Genomic DNA, 16,176 nt, shown 5'->3' with positions numbered 1-16,176 from the left:
CCTGCGGCAGCAGCCGCTGGCGGATCTGCGCCTGATGCTGCAGCACGTACTGGTCGATGATGCGGTTGAACTCGCGCGCGCGGCGCAGGCCGAAGCTGGCGATCCAGACGTAGCCGGAGATGCCAGTGCGGCGGGTCGGCAGCATCGCCACCAGCGGCCCCAGCAACGGGGTGGCCAGCACCGCGGCGGCCAGGCGCAGCGGATTGCGCTTGATCAGCCAGGCGAACAGGTGGCTGCCGGAATCGCCGTCATACAGGGTGTGGTCGAAATCGAATACCACCAGCGGCGCATCGGCGCGCGGCAGCGGATACGGGCTCGGCGCCTGCCCGCTCATGCCGCGAAGAACAGCTGGCGCAGCGCCTCGCCCGGTTCCTCGGCGCGCATGAACGCCTCGCCGACCAGGAACGCGTGCACGCCGGCGCCGCGCATCAGCGCCACATCGTCCGGGCCGAGGATGCCGCTTTCGGTGACCAGCAGGCGGTCGCGCGGCACTGCGTCCTGCATCGACAAGGTGGTCTGCAGCGACACCTCGAAGGTGCGCAGGTTGCGGTTGTTGATGCCGATCAGCGGCGCCGGCACCTGCAGCGCGCGCTCCAGTTCGTCGATGTCGTGCACTTCCACCAGCACGTCCATGCCCAGCTGCAGCGCCAGCGACGACAGCTCGGCCAGTTGCAGGTCGTCCAGCGCAGCCACGATCAGCAGGATGCAGTCGGCGCCGAGCGTGCGCGCCTCGTACACCTGGTACGGATCGATGGTGAAGTCCTTGCGCAGCACCGGCAGGGTGCAGGCGTCGCGCGCCTGCTGCAGATAGCGGTCGTGGCCCTGGAAGAAGTCCTCGTCGGTCAGCACCGACAGGCAGGCCGCGCCGCCGAACTCGTAGCTGACCGCGATGTCGGCCGGGTGGAAGTCCGGGCGGATCACGCCCTTGGACGGGCTGGCCTTCTTGACCTCGGCGATCACCGCCGGGTCGCCGTTGGCGATGGCCGCCTGCAGCGCGCGGGCGAAGCCGCGGGTGGGCGGCATGGCCTCGGCGCGGGCGACCAGCTCGGCCAGCGGCACGCGCGCGCTGCGCTCGGCGATCTCGTCGGCCTTGCGCGCGAGGATGGTGCGGAGAATGTCGCTGCTCATGCGGTGGGAATCCTGGGGGATGGCCGGATTATCGGCGATGTGGGGTAAAGAAGGGATCGGGACCCGGGACCCGCAACAGCCTGGGCCGCCATGCAAGTAGTGCAACCGACGACATGCCCGAGTGAGACGAGGGGCCGCAGATCGGCGACGCCCTGCGCTTACCGGGTCCCAGGTCCCGGGTCCCGGGCCCCGACCAGACCCTGCGTACACGCCACATACGCCTCCAGCTTCGCCCGCGCACGCCCGTCGGCGATGGCCGCACGCGCCAGGGCGATGCCGGCACCGATGTCGGCGGCCAGGCCGGCCACGTACAGCGCCGCGCCGGCGTTGAAGGCGACGATGTCCAGGGCCGGGCCGGGCACGTTGTCGAGCACCGCGCGCAGCATCGCCATCGATTCGGCGGCGTCGGCGACCTTGAGGTTGCGGCTGGCCGACATGGCGATGCCGAAGTCCTCCGGGTGCACTTCGTACTCGCGGACCTGGCCGTCGCGCAGTTCGCCGACCAGGGTGCCGGCGCCGAGCGAGAGCTCGTCCATGTCGTCGCGGCCCCACACCACCAGCGCGCGCTCGGCGCCCAGTTCCTGCAGCACGCGTGCCTGGATGCCGACCAGGTCGGGGTGGAACACGCCCATCAGGATGTTCGGCGCACCGGCCGGATTGGTCAGCGGACCGAGGATGTTGAAGATGGTGCGCACGCCCATCTCGCGCCGCACCGGCGCCACCACCTTCATCGCCGGGTGGTGCACCGGGGCGTACATGAAGCCGATGCCGGTCGCCGCCAATGCCTGCGCCACCTGCTCGGGCTGCAGTTCGATCGCCGCACCCAGCGCCTCCAGCGCATCGGCGCTGCCGGACTTGGAGGAGACGCTGCGGTTGCCGTGCTTGGCGACCTTGGCGCCGGCCGCCGCGGCCACGAACATCGCGCAGGTGGAGATGTTGAAGGTGTGCGAGCCGTCGCCGCCGGTGCCGACGATGTCGACCATGTGGGTACGGTCGGCGACCGGCACAGTGCGCGAGAACTCGCGCATCACCACCGCCGCGCCGGCGATCTCGCCCACCGTCTCCTTCTTGACCCGCAAGCCGGTGAGGATGGCCGCGGTCATCATCGGCGACACCTCCCCGCGCATGATCTGCCGCATCAGCCCGACCATCTCGTCGTGGAAGATCTCGCGGTGCTCGATGGTGCGTTGCAGGGCTTGCTGGGGGGTGATGGTCATGGGAGAGGAGCTGCTCGTAGCTGGGGAAGAAGTAGATCTTTTCGGGTTTCCCAGGGGCGCTTATCTTCTTCGCTCATGGGGTAAAGAGGGTGTCCAATGCCATATTCCGAAATGACTACCTTGACTTTATGATCTGGATAAAAATGCACCTGAATATCCCCGCCTTGGCTTGGATATTGGGGTAGATCAACAATTGCTTCTTGTGGCGATGGGGGCTGCGGGCCATTTTGCGTGGTGGCATAGGTCCATTGGATCTTGACCTTCATTCCAGGATGCCAACGCCTTGGAATGGACGCACAGCATGAAAATTTCCCGCCCCCTTCCTCGGGCGAAAGGTTGGGTCCACTTGCGCCGTCAACTGTAAATCTCTCGATGCCCCAATCGCTCATGTGATTGTAACCAGTCACAGATGCGGGCAAGCGATCATTGCCGCAACCACTTAATGAGATGCAGGCGACAAGCATGGACAATGAATTCCAGTACTGGATGCGCTTTTTTGTTTTTCTGTTTTGCATGTGATGGGCTCAGCGCGCCTGCGTCGGCCGCGACATGCGCAGGCGCCCTTGCGCCAGCACCTCGAAGTAGTCGGCCGGGCCGCCGGCGCGCAGCAGGGTGGCGACCGCGGCCGGGTCGTAGATGCCGTCCTGCAGGGCGTGCTCGGCGATGTGCACGCCGACCACCTCGCCCAGCACCAGCCAGGTCTGGATCGGCTCGCCGCGTGCGCTCTGCAGCGGCAGCAACTGGCTGAGCCGGCATTCGAAGCTGACCGGGCTGGCGGCCACCCGCGGCGCGCCGATCAGGCGCGAGGGCGCGGCGGTCAGGCCGGCCAGCGCGAACTCGTCCACCTCCGGCGCCACCGCGGCGGAACTGGCGTTCATCGCCTCGGCCAGCGGCCGCGTGGCCAGGTTCCAGGTGAACTCGCCCGTGGCCTCGATGTTGCGCACGCTGTCCTTCCAGCCGATGCTGGCGAAGCCGACGATCGGCGGGACGTAGTTGAAGGCGTTGAAGAAGCTGTAGGGCGCCAGGTTGGCGACGCCGTCGGCGCCACGCGAACCGATCCAGCCGATCGGCCGCGGCCCCACAATCGCGTTGAACGGGTCGTGCGGCAAGCCGTGGCCGTTGGCCGGTTCGTAGAAATGGAAGGCGTCGGTGCGCTCGTGCATCGGCAGGGTCCGGCAGTGACGGGAAGCGGGCGACGCCCGCGCGGCGCGCTCAGCGCTCCAGGAAGTTCTTCAGCAGGGCGTGACCATGCTCGGTGAGGATGGACTCGGGATGGAACTGCACGCCCTCGACCGGGAACTGGCGATGGCGCAGGCCCATGATCTCCTCCACCGTGCCGTCGTCGTGTTCGGTCCAGGCCGTCACTTCCAGGCAGTCGGGCAGCGTGGTCTTCTCCACCACCAGCGAGTGGTAGCGGGTGGCCTCGTAGCGGTCCGGCAGGCCGGCGAACACGCCGCGGCCTTCGTGACGGATGCGCGAAGTCTTGCCGTGCATGATGGTGCCGGCACGCACCACCTGCCCGCCATAGACCTGGCCGATGCTCTGGTGACCCAGGCACACGCCCAGGATCGGCGTGCGCTGGCCCAGCCGCTCGATCAGTTGCAGCGACACGCCCGCCTCGTTCGGCGTGCACGGCCCCGGCGAGATGACGATGCGCTCGGGCGCCAGGCGCTCGATCTCGTCCACGCTGAGCGCGTCGTTGCGCACCACCTTGACCTCGGCGCCGAGCGCCTGCAGGTACTGCACGAGGTTGTAGGTAAAGCTGTCGTAGTTATCCAGCATCAGCAGCATGGAGGCACACCATTCATAATATTGAGCAGCATAATTACCATCTATCGCAACACACACTTACTACCACGATTAAACCCTACACCCTCCAAACTGGAGCAGGCGAACGGGGATCATCCTCAGGCACTTGGACATGATAAATATCTATCAACTCATTTCGCCTAGCTCGAATTTCATTTCCAAAATCCATATCCCCTACTGCATGAGAAAAAGTGTCCATTACTGCAAGCAGCAGGAAATCAGCCATCAAAAGAAATCCCCGCACCTCTTCATCTTTGAAAGCAGCTTCTTGATGGTCGAACTTCCGCCTATTCAACTGCTCGGTGTCCCCATGGGCGAGCTTATGAAAGTACTCCATCTGCTCCCTATTTCCTTTGGAACCAACAACCATTTTGATGTAGTCACCAATCAAGGGCAGACGAGCACATGCATCAAATACCTTTGAAGAAGAATCAGGCAATGTCGACTCACCCAAATCAAGTTTCCTTGCATATTCCAAATCTGAAAGATGCAAAAGATAGAGACAATTCAACGAACTCTCTAGTAACGCACGCAATAAAGCAGCAGCGGAGCCGCGCCTCCCAATCGCGAACAAATGCGCGATAGACCCATGCAACTCAATCGCGTAATCCACAGCTTTCACTGACATCCGCTCCCGAGGGTCAGCAAGGCCCCTAGTAGTGACTACCGATTCGTAGCGCACAGAAAACTGACGCACCATCTCCTTGTTGAGTCCAATCGACGCTTCAAATCGAATTGATATCTCAGCCACAACTTGATTCCGCTGCCGTCGACGGATTTTGGACCTTTGGGAACACACAAAGCGCGGCGAAATCCGCGATCAACGTGTCGACCGCATCGGCCTGCGTCGCCCACGAGGTCACGAAGCGGATCACCCAGCGGCCGTCGCCCAGCACCTGCCAGCGCTCGAAGTCGTAGCGCTGTGCCAGCGTCTCGACGTCCGCGGCGGGCAGGATCACGAACAGCTGGTTGGTCGGCGAGTCCGAGGCGAAGTGCGCACCGGCCGCGGCCAGTCCCTCGCGCAGCCGCGCGGCCATGCGGTTGGCGTGCGCGGCCAGTTCGTAGAACAGCCCGTCCTCGAACAGCGCGGCGAACTGTGTGCCCAGCACCATGCCCTTGGCCAGCAGCGCGCCGCGTTGCTTGAGCAGGTAGCGGAAATCCGCTTTCAACCCATGGTTGAGGATCACCAGCGCCTCGCCGAGCAGCGCGCCATTCTTGGTGCCGCCGATGTAGAACGCATCGGTCAGCGCGGCGACATCGGCCAGCGTCAGGTCGTTGCCCGCGGCGGTGAGCGCGCTGCCGATGCGCGCGCCGTCCAGGAACAACAGCAAGCCGTGCGCGTCGCAGAACGCGCGCAAGGCCTGCAGTTCGTGCTTGCGGTAAATCGTGCCGACCTCGGTGGTGTTGGACACGTAGACCAACCGCGGCTGCACCATGTGCTCGTTGCCGTGCTCGGCCAGCAACGGCGCGATCCGCTCCGGCGTGAGCCGGCCGTCGGCCGCGCCCACGGTGAGCACCTTGTGCCCGGTGGCCTCGATCGCGCCGGTCTCGTGGGTGGCGATGTGGCCGCAAGCCGCGGCGATCACCGCCTGGTGCGGGCGCAGGAACGCGGCGATAGCGGTGAGGTTGGTCTGGGTGCCGCCGACCAGCAGGTGCACGTCGGCGTCGGCGCAGCCGATCTCGGCGCGGATCAGTTCGGCGGCGCGCGCGCTATGCCGGTCCAGGCCGTAGCCGGCATTCTGCTCGGCGCTGGCAGTGGCCAGGGCGGCGAGCAGGCGCGGATGCGCGCCTTCGCTGTAGTCGTTGCGGAAGCCGATCCGCGGCGCGGCGGCGCTCACAGCCCCTTCGCCGCTTCGGCGACCGCACGGAACAGCGCGCGGCCCTTGTTCATCGTCTCGTCCCATTCGGTCTGCGGATCGGAGTCGTAGACGATGCCGGCACCGGCCTGCACGTGCAGGCGGCCGTGCTTGATCACCGCGGTGCGGATGGCGATGGCGGTGTCGGCGTCGCCGTGCCAGCCGAGGTAGCCGATGCTGCCGGCGTAGACGTTGCGCTTGATCGGCTCCAGCTCGCGGATGACTTCCAGCGCGCGGATCTTCGGCGCGCCGCTGACGGTGCCGGCGGGGAAGGTGGCGCGCAGCACGTCGGCGTAGCTGAGGCCGGGCAGCAGGGTGCCGGTGACTTCGCTGACGATGTGCATGACGTGGCTGTAGCGCTCGATCACGAAGCGTTCGCCGACCGCGACGCTGCCGGCCTGCGAGACCCGGCCGGCATCGTTGCGGCCCAGGTCGATCAGCATCAGGTGCTCGGCGCGCTCCTTCGGATCGGCCAGCAGTTCCGCCTCCAGCGCCTGGTCCTCTTCCGGGGTCTTGCCGCGCGGGCGGGTGCCGGCGATCGGACGCACGGTGACCTGGCCGTTCTCCAGCCGCACCAGGATCTCCGGCGAGGAGCCGACCACCTGGGTGTCGCCGACGTCGAGGAAATACATGTACGGCGACGGGTTCAGCGCGCGCAGCGCGCGGTACACGTCCACCGGGCGCGCGGTGAACGGCACGCTCAGGCGCTGGCTCAGCACCACCTGGAAGATGTCGCCGGCGCGGATGTAGTCCTTGGATTTCTCCACCGCGGCGATGAAGCCCTCGCGGGTGAAACCGGAGACGAAGTCGCTCTCGTCCAGCACGTCGCGCGCCAGCGGCGCGGGGTAGCCGGCGCCGGGCTGGCGCAACGTCGTGGTGAGCGCATCCAGGCGTGCCTGCGCGCGCTCCCAGGCGTCGGCCTCGGCCGGGTCGGCGTGCACGATCAGGTACAGGCGGCCCTTGAGGTTGTCGAAGACCGCCACTTCCTCGGACAGCATCAGCAGGATGTCAGGCGTGTCCAGTTCGTCGCGTGCCACAGCGCCGGCCAGGCGCGGCTCGATATAACCGATGCATTCGAAGCCGAACCAGCCGACCAGGCCGCCGGCGAAGCCGGGCACGCCCGCCAGCTTGGGCACCACATGCTGGGCGCGCAGCGCCTCGACCTCGGCGAAGGGATCGGCGACCTCGCGGCGCTCGATCAGTTCGCCATGGTCCCGCACCTCCAGGGTGTGCCCGCGGAAGGTGTACACGCGACGCACCGGCAGGCCGATGATCGAGTAACGCCCGAAGCGTTCGCCACCTTCGACCGATTCGAACAGGTAGGTGTGCGGGGCGTCGGCGAGCTTGAGATAGACCGACAGAGGCGTGTCCAGGTCGGACAGCACTTCGCGGACGACGGGGATGCGGGTGTGACCTTCAGCGGCGTAGCGCTGGAACTGCTCGCGGGTAATCAAGACGGCTTTCCTTCCGGGACTCGGTGACAGGGCGGACGACGGCTGCAGGCCACCATCGCCACGCACGGCGAGCGGAAGTGAAGGAAAGCGGGGTCGTCAGGCTGGACACGGCGGCTACTTTACCGCAACTGCGGCGACTGGCAACGGTTGCAGGCGCGACCAATCGATCGCGGTGCGGAGGCGGTCGGCGAGGGCGTCGCGTCGGGACTGAAGTCCCTCCCGCAGGAGGCGGCGCATGACATCGGGCGCGCTGTTCGGCGCGCATCGCACCCATCCGTGATCCGTCGTGTTCGTCCTGCCACGGCGCGACCGAGCGCGGTGTTGCGGAGATCGGTAAGGACAGCGCGTCGGGACTGAAGTCCCTCCCACATGGGCGCTGGCCTTCGGGCTGGCCCTCGACCTGCGGTTAGCGCTCTGGCGCCTGCAGCAGCGGCGAGTCCGGCGGCAGATGCATGCGCAGGCGCCCGGGCACGCAGTCGATGCGGAAGTGGCGCGAGGTTTCCGGCTCGCCGTCCAGATTCAGGGTCAGCGGCTGCGCCGCTTCGATCCGCAGCCACGGCAGGCGCGCGCGCACCGCCACCCGCTCCAGCGCGGCCTGCTTGCCGGACGTGACCAGGGTGCCCAGGGTCGCGGCGACCTCGCCGGTCAGCTCCGGCACCAGGGTCAGGTCGAGCAGGCCGTCGTCGAGCAGCGCCTCCGGGCACAGCACCTGGCCGCCACCGGCCTGGCGGCCGTTGCCCAGGCCGAGCGCGATGAAATCGCCTTCCCAGGCAAACTCCGGCCCTTCGAAGCGCGCCCGGATCGGATCGATCCGGCCCAGCCGGCTCATGCCAGTGACCAGGTAGGCCAGCCCGCCGAGCATCTTCTTCAGGCCTTCGTCGGTCTCCACCGTGACCTGGGTGCCGAAGCCGCCGCTGGCGACGTTGGCGCACCAGTGCGGGCCGTGCTCGGCCTCGATGCGCAACAGGTCGATCGGCAGCGCCGGCGTGCGTGCGATCAGTTCCAGTGCCTCCAGCGGCGGCAGCGGGATACCGGTCGCGGTGGCGAAATCGTTGGCCGTGCCCAGCGCCACCAGCCCCAGGGCCGGCAACGCCGCGGCCGGTTCCTGGCGATGCGCCAGCGCCGTGGCGACCTCACTGAGAGTGCCGTCGCCGCCGGCGGCGACGATGCACGCAGCACCGTCCGCCACCGCTTCGGCCACGTAGCGCTCGGCATCGCCCTGCTCCCAGGTCACCCGCACCTGCAACGCCACGCCGCGCGCACGCATGGCCATGACCGCCTCGCGCAACGCCTCGTCGCCGGCCGATTTGCCGTTGAGGATCAGACGCCAATGCGCTGCAGCCATGCGAACCATCCCGGGGTGAGGCGCCCAGGCTAACGGGCGCGGCATGCGCGATGCGTGAATCCAGGCGGGTGCGCTGTCATACGCACGTCACCGTGCGTCCGGAACATGGAAGGCCATAGCAAGGAAGACGGATGGAGGCAGGATCAGCCTCCGATTTCTCTCCCAGGGGCCGCACCGGCGACGGTGCGGTTCTTTTCTTTTGGCCGTCCGGCGCCGCTCAGCCGGCCGCGAACCTGGCCAGCGCTTCGCCCTGCAGGCGATAGACGGTCCACTCGTCCTGCGCGCGGGCGCCGACCGCTTCGTAGAAGTCGATCGCCGGCTGGTTCCAGTCCAGCACCGACCATTCGAAGCGGCCGCAGCCCTCGGCCACCGCCTGCCGCGCCAGGTGCTGCAGCAGCGCCTTGCCGGCGCCCACGCCGCGGTGCGCCGGGTCCACGTACAGGTCTTCCAGGTACAGGCCGTTGCGGCCGAGCCAGGTGGAGTAGTTGTAGAAGTACACCGCGTAGCCGATCGGCTGGCCGTCGGCCTCGCAGATCAGTGCCTGCGCGCGGGCATCGGCGCCGAACAGGGTCGCGCGCAGGCCGGCCTCGTCGGTCTGCACCGCGTCCTCGGCGCGCTCGTAGCGGGCCAGGTCGCGGATCAGGCGCAGGATCAGCGCCGCATCGTCGGCCACCGCCGGGCGGATGTGCAGCGCCGCCATCTCAGCGCCCCGCCACCGCGGCGCGCATCCGCGTGATCACCTCGGCGTAATCGGGCGCATTGAAGATGGCCGAGCCGGCGACGAAGGTGTCGGCGCCGGCGGCGGCGATCGCGGCGATGTTGTCCGGCTTGACCCCGCCGTCGATCTCCAGCCGGATCGGCTTGCCGCTGGCGTCGATGCGGGCGCGGATCGCGCGCAGCTTGTCCAGCGCCGAGGGAATGAAGGCCTGGCCGCCGAAACCCGGGTTGACCGACATCACCAGCACCAGGTCCAGGTCGTCCAGCACCCAGTCGAGGATGTCCACCGGCGTGGCCGGGTTGAGCACCAGGCCGGCCTTGCAGCCGTGCGACTTGATCAGCTGGATGCTGCGGTGCACGTGGCGGCTGGCCTCGGGATGGAAGCTGATGATGCTGGCGCCGGCCTCGGCGAAATCCGGGATCAGCCGGTCCACCGGTTCCACCATCAGGTGCACGTCGATCGGCGCGGTGACGCCGTGCTTGCGCAGCGCCTGGCAGACCATCGGGCCGATGGTGAGGTTCGGCACGTAATGGTTGTCCATCACGTCGAAGTGGATCCAGTCGGCGCCGGCGCGCAGCACGGCATCCACTTCCTCGCCGAGGCGGGCGAAATCGGCGGACAGGATGGACGGGGAGATGATGCAGTCGGACATGGCGGGATCTCAGCGCTTGCGCAGGATGCGGATACGGTCGTAGGCGGTGTTGAGCTGGCTGGCCTTCTTCTCGGCGCGGGCACGCAACTCGGGACTGGCGCTGGCGACCTTGTCGGGGTGGTACTGGGACATCAGCCGGCGGTAGGCCAGTTCGATCTCGGCGTCGGTGGCGTCGCGGGTCAGGCCCAGCTCGCGGTAGGGATCCTCGCGCTGGGACAGCTTGAACCAGTCGGCGTCGAAGGCGTGCCCGATCAGCAGCCCGATCAACGCGCCCAGCACCGGCGTGGGCCGCAGCAGCAGGGCCCCGGCGATGGCGCCGAGCAGTTTTCCGTACCAGGGCATGGGGCAAGGGCGGGCGCGGCGTCAGGGCCGGCCATTTTACGGCACAGCGGGGCATTCCGGCCGTACACTACGCGGCCCGCCGTCCGCCGCGGGCCCGCCGGGTCCCGGGACGGTCGCCATTGCGAAGTCCGTAGGAGTGCCTGTGTCCACCACGCTGTTGCAATCCGATCTGCCCGGCCTGCCCTTGCGCCACCGCGGCAAAGTCCGCGACGTGTTCGATCTTCCCCGCGAGCGCCTGCCGGCCGACGCGCCGCCCGGCGACTACCTGCTGATGGTCGCCACCGACCGCCTCTCCGCCTTCGACGTGGTGCTGCCCGACCCGATCCCGGGCAAGGGCGAGATGCTGTGCCAGGTCTCCAACTTCTGGTTCAAGAAGACCGAGCACCTGATGCCCAACCACCTCACCGGCATCGACGTGGCCGCGGTGCTGCCCGAGGGCGTGGACAAGGCCCTGTACGCCAAGCGCGCGGTGGTGACCCGCAAGCTCAAGCCGGTGCCGGTGGAAGCCATCGCCCGTGGCTACCTGATCGGCAGCGGCTGGAAGGACTACCAGCGCACCGGCAAGGTCAGCGGCATCGAACTGCCCGACGGCCTGCGCCAGGCCGAGAAGCTGGCCGAACCGATCTTCACCCCGTCGACCAAGGCCGCGGTGGGCGATCACGACGAGAACATCGACTTCGACGCCATGGTCAAGACCGTGGGCGCCGAACTGGCCGAACGCGTGCGCGACGCCACCCTGCGCATCTACCGCTTCGCCGCCGACTTCGCCGCCGAGCGCGGCATCCTGCTGGCCGACACCAAGTTCGAGTTCGGCACCGACGCCGACGGGCGCCTGTACATCATGGACGAGATGCTGACCCCGGACTCCTCGCGCTACTGGCCGGCCGACCAGTACGAAGTCGGGACCAGCCCGCCGAGCTACGACAAGCAGTTCGTGCGCGACTACCTGGAGACGCTGGACTGGGGCAAGACCGCGCCCGGCCCGCGCCTGCCGCAGGAGGTGATCGACCGCACCCGCGCCAAGTACGCCGAAGCGCTGCAGCGGCTGGCGGGGATTTCGGTCGACTGAGTGGATCGTGCGCCGGGCGCCGGCGCGTGAGGGTGGTCGCGGAAGGCGGCCGCCTTGCGGCCCGTGAGGTAATCGCTCCCGCTTCACGAGCAGATGGTCATGGATGTTCCTCGCGAACCAGCTGTGATCCGTCGCGATGTGCTGGTGTTTGATAGCGGGTTGCTCGGGCTACTTTCCGCCCTTGCATTGTCAGTTGTAGCGATGGCGGCAATGCCCCGCCCCGACTTCACGACATGATGATCCTGGTGAACTAAACTCATCCGCCCGCGGGGCGATTGCCCGCCCGACCCGATCAGGAAGATCCGTTGGCTACCGCACGCCCCATTCTGATGTCCCTGGCATTGGCCGCGGCCCTGGTTGCGTGCAAGGCGCAACCGGCTGGCTCCACGGTCACTGCGGCGGCTGGCGCGCCCGCGCAGACCGCACCCGCCGCAGCCGCCGCAGCCGCCCCGCGTTGCCAGGACGCCGATTTCGATGCCTTCCTCAAGCGCTTCAGCGCCGACATCGCGGTCCAGGAGAAGGCGACCGCCAACCCGTTGACGATGATCCACATCGACCCGGACGCGCAGCCGGAACCGGCGCCGATGACCCGCAACGTGCCCCTGGCCGAGGTCGAATGGCCAGTGATCCCGAACCTGGAGGCAGCCCGCAAGGGCGGGCGCGAGGTCGTGGTGACGCAGAACGCCGAGGGCCGGCAGGTCCTGGTGCGCACGCCCGATACCAGCGACCAGCAGGTCTACCAGTTCGCGCAGAAGCCGTGCTGGACGCTGGTTCGCGTAGACGATCAGGCCGTGTAACCGACGCGCTCTGGCCGCATGGCGCGGGCACTCCCTCAGCCCTCATTTCCTTCACCAAGCTGTATCCCTCCAGCGTTACATTTCCGCGATCCTGCTCGCACGTGAGGTAAAGATGCGTTCGTCCCGTCCTTCCCGCCGCCTCAGCAATCGCGTTGTGTGGCCTGCCGTTTCGGTGTTGCTACTCGCGCTGAGCGCATGCAGCAACGGCCAATCCGCTGCCCCTGCCGCCGTGGCCGCAACCGACCCCGCGCCCGCCAAAGCTCCTCCCGCCGCAGCCCCAGTTGCGGACGCCACATCGAACGACGAAGTACAGCAACTGCTGCAGTCGAGCGGCGTGCAATGCGAAGACAGCAAGACGGCACGGAACTGCACGGCAGGCAATCTGGACGCGGGCGACTACTACGACGTCGAACTGACCGCAGACTGTGGCGCGCAGGGATTCTTCGCAGGCGTTGCCAACGCCAAGGGCACGCCTGCGCTGAATGTCGTGCCGACCACGGGGAGCCATGCCACACCGAGGGCCACTTTCTCGCAAGGGCAACTCGTTTGTGTCCAAGGCATCGCCCGCGCCGGCCAAAATCCTATGTACTACTACGTCGTCGCGATTCCGGCAGACAGCGTGGCGCAATGCAAGGGCAATGCGCTATGCCAGCAGTATGGGGACCGCCCGATCCAGTGGTCCTCCCGTGCAAGCGGCGATGCCTGCCATGTCGCCGCGCCGGGTCGCTATGCTGGCAACTGCGCGCAAGGCTGGGTCAGCGCCAGCGCGCTGGACGTGTTTTCAAACGGAATGTAGCAACCGTCCCCACAAGCACGCGTGCTTGTCCATTCGCAAGGAGAGCAAGGTATGTCGGACCCCAAAATCACTCGACTCGTCAGCAGCGTCGGCACCACGCGCACGGTAGAGATGGACGATGGAAGTACCGTCAGCCGATCAGGTGGATCGGTGTCGTGGCGTAACAACAACCCCGGCAACCTCAAGTTCGAGTTCGCTGGCAGCGCAGACAAAACAGCCAACAGCCAGCGTACACGCGAGGAGGCATTGCAGTCAGCGCAGAGCACCTATCGCGGCGTCGTGGGTCTCGACCAATGGGGCAATGCTGTTTTTGAAAGCTACGAGGCGGGCCGTGCTGCCAAGATACAACTGCTGGAGCGACGCTTCGGCAACGACACGGTCGAACAGATGCTGCCGCGCTACTCGAAGGCCGATTACAGCGGCACCACGCATCATCGCGAACAGGCCGCCACCATTTTCACGGAGGGCGACCACCAAGGCGTGGACCTGCGTAATAAAACGGTTGCGCAGATGAGCGAGCGCGAGCGCGAAGCGCTGGCCGACGGCATCAGGCGCTTTGAGGGTTGGCGAGCGGGCGAGGTCACAGTCCAAACACCCGCTCAGACCACGGCACAGACCGTGGCGCAACCGACGTCCCCAGCTACGCCCGCTGCATCGAGTCCTGCCCCCGCGACATCCGATAGACCCAGCGCGGCGGTCTACAACGAGGCGTACCAGCACTTCTTCAACGAAGGCCGGCACTACGAATACGGTCGTCCGGACCATCCCAGGCCCGGGCGCGACAGCAGCCGCCTGGAGCGCGATGGCGATGGCGACGGTCGCCTTGGCGTGGATTGTTCGGCCTTCGTGTGGCGCGGACTCAAGAACGCCGGCTACGACGTACCGGGCGAGAATGCCGCAGGATTCACCACCGCCAAGCTCTTCAATGGCTCGCAGGTCACACCGTATGCGCGCGAGCATTTCGATGTCACCTCCGCGGCGGAAGCACGCAAACCCAATGGCTCATTGCACCAGGGCGATCTGCTGCTGTTTTCTTCGCCGAAGGGGCAACACATCGGCATCTTCAAGGGGTACGACGAGGCGGGAAACATCCAGTTCATCGGCTCGCAAGGCAGGACCGGACCGGCGGAGGTCACGATTAGCCCAGGCGGCTACTGGGATGGAGGCGGCACCCGCATCGTGGGCGCGTTGACCCCCAAGCCGGAGTTCCAGGTTCGTGCACCATTGCATGGCAATGGCGAAGTTCCTGCACGGCAAGCATCCGCCGCACCTGCAGAAACCCACGGCGCCAAGAGTGTCGCCATGGCCGATGGTCTGCTCAAGCAGGGCGAGCGCGGCAATGAAGTGGAAGCGTTGCAGCGTCAGCTCAACCGCATGGGCGTGCGAGACGCGCAAGGCAAGGCGTTGGCCGAGGATGGACGCTTTGGCGAGCACACCCGCGAGGCGGTCATCGCCTTCCAGAAACAGCGCGGCCTCACCCAGGACGGCATCGTCGGCCGCGACACCCGGGCCGGGCTGGCCGCCGCCGAGCAGGCCCAGGCCAAGCCGGCGAAAGGCCTGCAGCTGGGCGAGCCGGGGCATCCGGATACGCCGCTGTACGACAAGATGCGCACGGAAGCCGATCGCGGTGCCGAGAAGGCCAATCCGCCGCACGCCAAGCTCTCGAACGAGGCGGTGGCCAACCTCACGCTGCAGGCCAAGCAGGCCGGGATCGACAGTCCCGACAAGCTGAAGGAGGTCAATGTAGCCAACGACAAGGCCTTCGTCGCCGGGACCACGCCGGGCTTCCGTGCGGTGGTGGACCTGCAGCAGCCGGCACCGCCGCTGGAGCAGACCAGCGCGCAGCTGGCCCGCCAGTCCGCGCAGCAGCAGGAAACGGTGCAGCGCGAGCAGCAGCAGGAGACGAACAGGAGCATGGCGCGCGCCTGAGTGCAGGCGTGATGGAGCGATCGCGCCGGTGTGGCGCGATCGCTCTTTTCCCCGGCACTGCGTTCCCCAGCATTGCGGCATCTCGCCGCCCTCTGCGCAGCGAGGACGCCAGCAGCAGGCACCGCCAAACGCCATCGCAGGTCGCCGCCGGAGCGCGTGGCCGGCAACCGCACCGCACGACGTCCCTCGCCCCACGCACACCGGTGTCTCCGCATCGCGCCGGCGATGGCGCTATGCTGGAGCGGTTCCTGGGAGGGAAGATGGATACCACCGCCTACGCGCGCCCGATCGACCGCTATTTCGCCAGCTATTCCGACGATCACCGCAATGCCGCCAACCAGCGCATCCACGTGATCGCGGTGCCGGCGATCCTGTGGTCGGTGGTGGCCCTGCTGTGGTGCATCCCGGTCGGCGGCACCTGGTTCCAGAGCGGGCTGTGGGCGGCGCTGGGCATGTTCGCGGCGTGGATGTACTACAACCGCCTGTCGCGCCCGCTGGGCTACGGCATGCTGGCGGCGTTCTTCTTCTGCGGCTGCCTGTGCCGGTTGCTGGAGGCGCACCTGGGCCTGCAGGGGCTGCTGTGGCTAGCGATCGGCGTGTTCGTGGTGGCCTGGATCGCGCAGTTCATCGGACATGCGCTGGAAGGCCACCGACCCAGCTTCCTCACCGATCTGACCTATCTGCTGATCGGCCCGGCCTGGGTGCTGGCCAAGCTGTACCGGCGCATGCACTGGCGCTACTGAGCGCGGCCAGCACCACCACCGCGCATCGCCAGGCGGACGCAGGCGCTGCCGGAATTCTTCCACCCGCCGCGCCTACGCGCTGTTCGCATCGCGCCAGCGAGGACGCGACGCCGTGTCAGCCGTGCTACGCCGTGTCCCCGGCCTCCAGACCCAACATCGCCGCATCCGGGGCGAAGGCGCGCGGCGCGTAGCCGAAATCCTGCTGCGCCGGTTGCAGGTCGAATGCCAGGTCCTCGCACATGCGCTGCAGCGCGGCGCGGTTCATGCCCTGCAGGCGGCCGCAGGCGTGGGCCAGCGTCAGCGCCAACGCGAACGCCGCAT

18 protein-coding genes and 1 pseudogene are annotated in these 16,176 nt (G+C 67.3%); 5 read left to right on the top strand and 14 right to left on the bottom strand.

Features of this window, described 5'->3' with window-relative positions; all coding sequences use genetic code 11:
* The 13 genes from D180_RS18490 to D180_RS18440 form a co-directional block, all read right to left on the bottom strand.
* Window positions 1-334 (bottom strand): haloacid dehalogenase-like hydrolase (locus D180_RS18490; protein ID WP_017913958.1); only part of this gene is annotated, 334 nt, incomplete at its 3' end.
* Entirely contained in the window at window positions 331-1,128 is a 798-nt protein-coding gene (gene trpC / locus D180_RS18485) for an indole-3-glycerol phosphate synthase TrpC (RefSeq protein WP_017910188.1), read from the bottom strand. The genes D180_RS18490 and trpC, both read right to left, overlap by 4 nt.
* A gap of 158 nt (window positions 1,129-1,286) precedes the next feature.
* Window positions 1,287-2,345, bottom strand: coding sequence for an anthranilate phosphoribosyltransferase (trpD, locus tag D180_RS18480; protein ID WP_017913957.1), 1,059 nt, complete (start codon window positions 2,343-2,345; stop codon window positions 1,287-1,289).
* Entirely contained in the window at window positions 2,342-2,860 is a 519-nt protein-coding gene (locus tag D180_RS23145; protein ID WP_081616533.1) for a DUF3304 domain-containing protein, read from the bottom strand. Before D180_RS23145 ends, trpD begins: the two co-directional genes overlap by 4 nt.
* Window positions 2,861-2,869: 9 nt before the next feature.
* Window positions 2,870-3,508: a flavin reductase family protein gene (locus tag D180_RS18475; RefSeq protein WP_017913956.1), complete on the bottom strand. Its 639-nt coding sequence runs from the start codon at window positions 3,506-3,508 to the stop codon at window positions 2,870-2,872.
* Between the two features lie 49 nt (window positions 3,509-3,557).
* Window positions 3,558-4,136 carry an aminodeoxychorismate/anthranilate synthase component II gene (locus tag D180_RS18470; RefSeq protein WP_017913955.1) on the bottom strand — a complete coding sequence of 193 codons (579 nt, stop codon included), beginning with the start codon at window positions 4,134-4,136 and terminating at the stop codon, window positions 3,558-3,560.
* Between the two features lie 76 nt (window positions 4,137-4,212).
* Entirely contained in the window at window positions 4,213-4,905 is a 693-nt protein-coding gene (locus D180_RS24065) for a hypothetical protein (protein WP_152238972.1), read from the bottom strand.
* Window positions 4,898-5,992, bottom strand: coding sequence for an aminotransferase class I/II-fold pyridoxal phosphate-dependent enzyme (locus tag D180_RS18465; RefSeq protein WP_017913954.1), 1,095 nt, complete (start codon window positions 5,990-5,992; stop codon window positions 4,898-4,900). Before D180_RS18465 ends, D180_RS24065 begins: the two co-directional genes overlap by 8 nt.
* Entirely contained in the window at window positions 5,989-7,464 is a 1,476-nt protein-coding gene (gene trpE / locus D180_RS18460) for an anthranilate synthase component I (protein ID WP_043091318.1), read from the bottom strand. Before trpE ends, D180_RS18465 begins: the two co-directional genes overlap by 4 nt.
* A 406-nt stretch (window positions 7,465-7,870) precedes the next feature.
* Window positions 7,871-8,809 carry a lipid kinase YegS gene (gene yegS / locus D180_RS18455; RefSeq protein ID WP_017913952.1) on the bottom strand — a complete coding sequence of 313 codons (939 nt, stop codon included), beginning with the start codon at window positions 8,807-8,809 and terminating at the stop codon, window positions 7,871-7,873.
* 217 nt (window positions 8,810-9,026) lie between these two features.
* Window positions 9,027-9,509: a GNAT family N-acetyltransferase gene (locus tag D180_RS18450; RefSeq protein ID WP_017913951.1), complete on the bottom strand. Its 483-nt coding sequence runs from the start codon at window positions 9,507-9,509 to the stop codon at window positions 9,027-9,029.
* A gap of 1 nt (window position 9,510) precedes the next feature.
* Window positions 9,511-10,179 carry a ribulose-phosphate 3-epimerase gene (gene rpe, locus D180_RS18445; RefSeq protein ID WP_017913950.1) on the bottom strand — a complete coding sequence of 223 codons (669 nt, stop codon included), beginning with the start codon at window positions 10,177-10,179 and terminating at the stop codon, window positions 9,511-9,513.
* A 9-nt stretch (window positions 10,180-10,188) separates the two neighbouring features.
* Window positions 10,189-10,521, bottom strand: coding sequence for a DnaJ domain-containing protein (locus D180_RS18440; RefSeq protein ID WP_017913949.1), 333 nt, complete (start codon window positions 10,519-10,521; stop codon window positions 10,189-10,191).
* A 142-nt stretch (window positions 10,522-10,663) separates the two neighbouring features.
* Between D180_RS18440 and D180_RS18435 the strand changes: the two genes are divergently transcribed.
* From D180_RS18435 to D180_RS18410, 5 genes are all read left to right on the top strand, one after another.
* On the top strand, window positions 10,664-11,590 hold the full coding sequence (locus D180_RS18435) for a phosphoribosylaminoimidazolesuccinocarboxamide synthase (RefSeq protein ID WP_017913948.1): 927 nt from the start codon (window positions 10,664-10,666) through the stop codon (window positions 11,588-11,590).
* A gap of 329 nt (window positions 11,591-11,919) precedes the next feature.
* Window positions 11,920-12,387, top strand: coding sequence for a hypothetical protein (locus D180_RS23140; RefSeq protein WP_017913947.1), 468 nt, complete (start codon window positions 11,920-11,922; stop codon window positions 12,385-12,387).
* 229 nt (window positions 12,388-12,616) lie between these two features.
* On the top strand, window positions 12,617-13,183 hold the full coding sequence (locus D180_RS18425) for a hypothetical protein (RefSeq protein ID WP_343122590.1): 567 nt from the start codon (window positions 12,617-12,619) through the stop codon (window positions 13,181-13,183).
* Window positions 13,184-13,234: 51 nt separating this feature from the next.
* A complete protein-coding gene (locus D180_RS24280; protein WP_198526582.1) occupies window positions 13,235-15,112 on the top strand; it encodes a peptidoglycan-binding protein in 1,878 nt (625 codons plus the stop codon).
* A 260-nt stretch (window positions 15,113-15,372) separates the two neighbouring features.
* Window positions 15,373-15,855 carry an Mpo1-like protein gene (locus D180_RS18410; RefSeq protein WP_043091319.1) on the top strand — a complete coding sequence of 161 codons (483 nt, stop codon included), beginning with the start codon at window positions 15,373-15,375 and terminating at the stop codon, window positions 15,853-15,855.
* Between the two features lie 124 nt (window positions 15,856-15,979).
* Here D180_RS18410 and D180_RS18405 read toward each other — a convergent pair.
* Window positions 15,980-16,176: pseudogene (locus tag D180_RS18405) on the bottom strand (nucleoside-diphosphate sugar epimerase); the annotation flags it as partial.

It is taken from the genome of Xanthomonas sp. SHU 166 (genome assembly GCF_000364685.1).
Taxonomy (GTDB): Bacteria; Pseudomonadota; Gammaproteobacteria; order Xanthomonadales; family Xanthomonadaceae; genus Xanthomonas_A; species Xanthomonas_A sontii.
This window is presented reverse-complemented; position numbering and strand designations above follow the sequence as displayed.

Bases quoted from the DNA above. Each gene is read 5' to 3' on its own strand.
- D180_RS24280 (WP_198526582.1), top strand. From the start codon at position 13,235: ATGTCGGACCCCAAAATCACTCGACTCGTCAGCAGCGTCGGCACCACG.
- D180_RS18410 (WP_043091319.1), top strand. From the start codon at position 15,373: ATGGATACCACCGCCTACGCGCGCCCGATCGACCGCTATTTCGCCAGC.
- D180_RS23140 (WP_017913947.1), top strand. From the start codon at position 11,920: ATGTCCCTGGCATTGGCCGCGGCCCTGGTTGCGTGCAAGGCGCAACCG.
- D180_RS23145 (WP_081616533.1), bottom strand. From the start codon at position 2,860: ATGCAAAACAGAAAAACAAAAAAGCGCATCCAGTACTGGAATTCATTG.
- D180_RS18450 (WP_017913951.1), bottom strand. From the start codon at position 9,509: ATGGCGGCGCTGCACATCCGCCCGGCGGTGGCCGACGATGCGGCGCTG.
- trpC (WP_017910188.1), bottom strand. From the start codon at position 1,128: ATGAGCAGCGACATTCTCCGCACCATCCTCGCGCGCAAGGCCGACGAG.
- trpD (WP_017913957.1), bottom strand. From the start codon at position 2,345: ATGACCATCACCCCCCAGCAAGCCCTGCAACGCACCATCGAGCACCGC.
- rpe (WP_017913950.1), bottom strand. From the start codon at position 10,179: ATGTCCGACTGCATCATCTCCCCGTCCATCCTGTCCGCCGATTTCGCC.
- D180_RS18475 (WP_017913956.1), bottom strand. From the start codon at position 3,508: ATGCACGAGCGCACCGACGCCTTCCATTTCTACGAACCGGCCAACGGC.
- D180_RS18470 (WP_017913955.1), bottom strand. From the start codon at position 4,136: ATGCTGCTGATGCTGGATAACTACGACAGCTTTACCTACAACCTCGTG.
- yegS (WP_017913952.1), bottom strand. From the start codon at position 8,809: ATGGCTGCAGCGCATTGGCGTCTGATCCTCAACGGCAAATCGGCCGGC.
- D180_RS18440 (WP_017913949.1), bottom strand. From the start codon at position 10,521: ATGCCCTGGTACGGAAAACTGCTCGGCGCCATCGCCGGGGCCCTGCTG.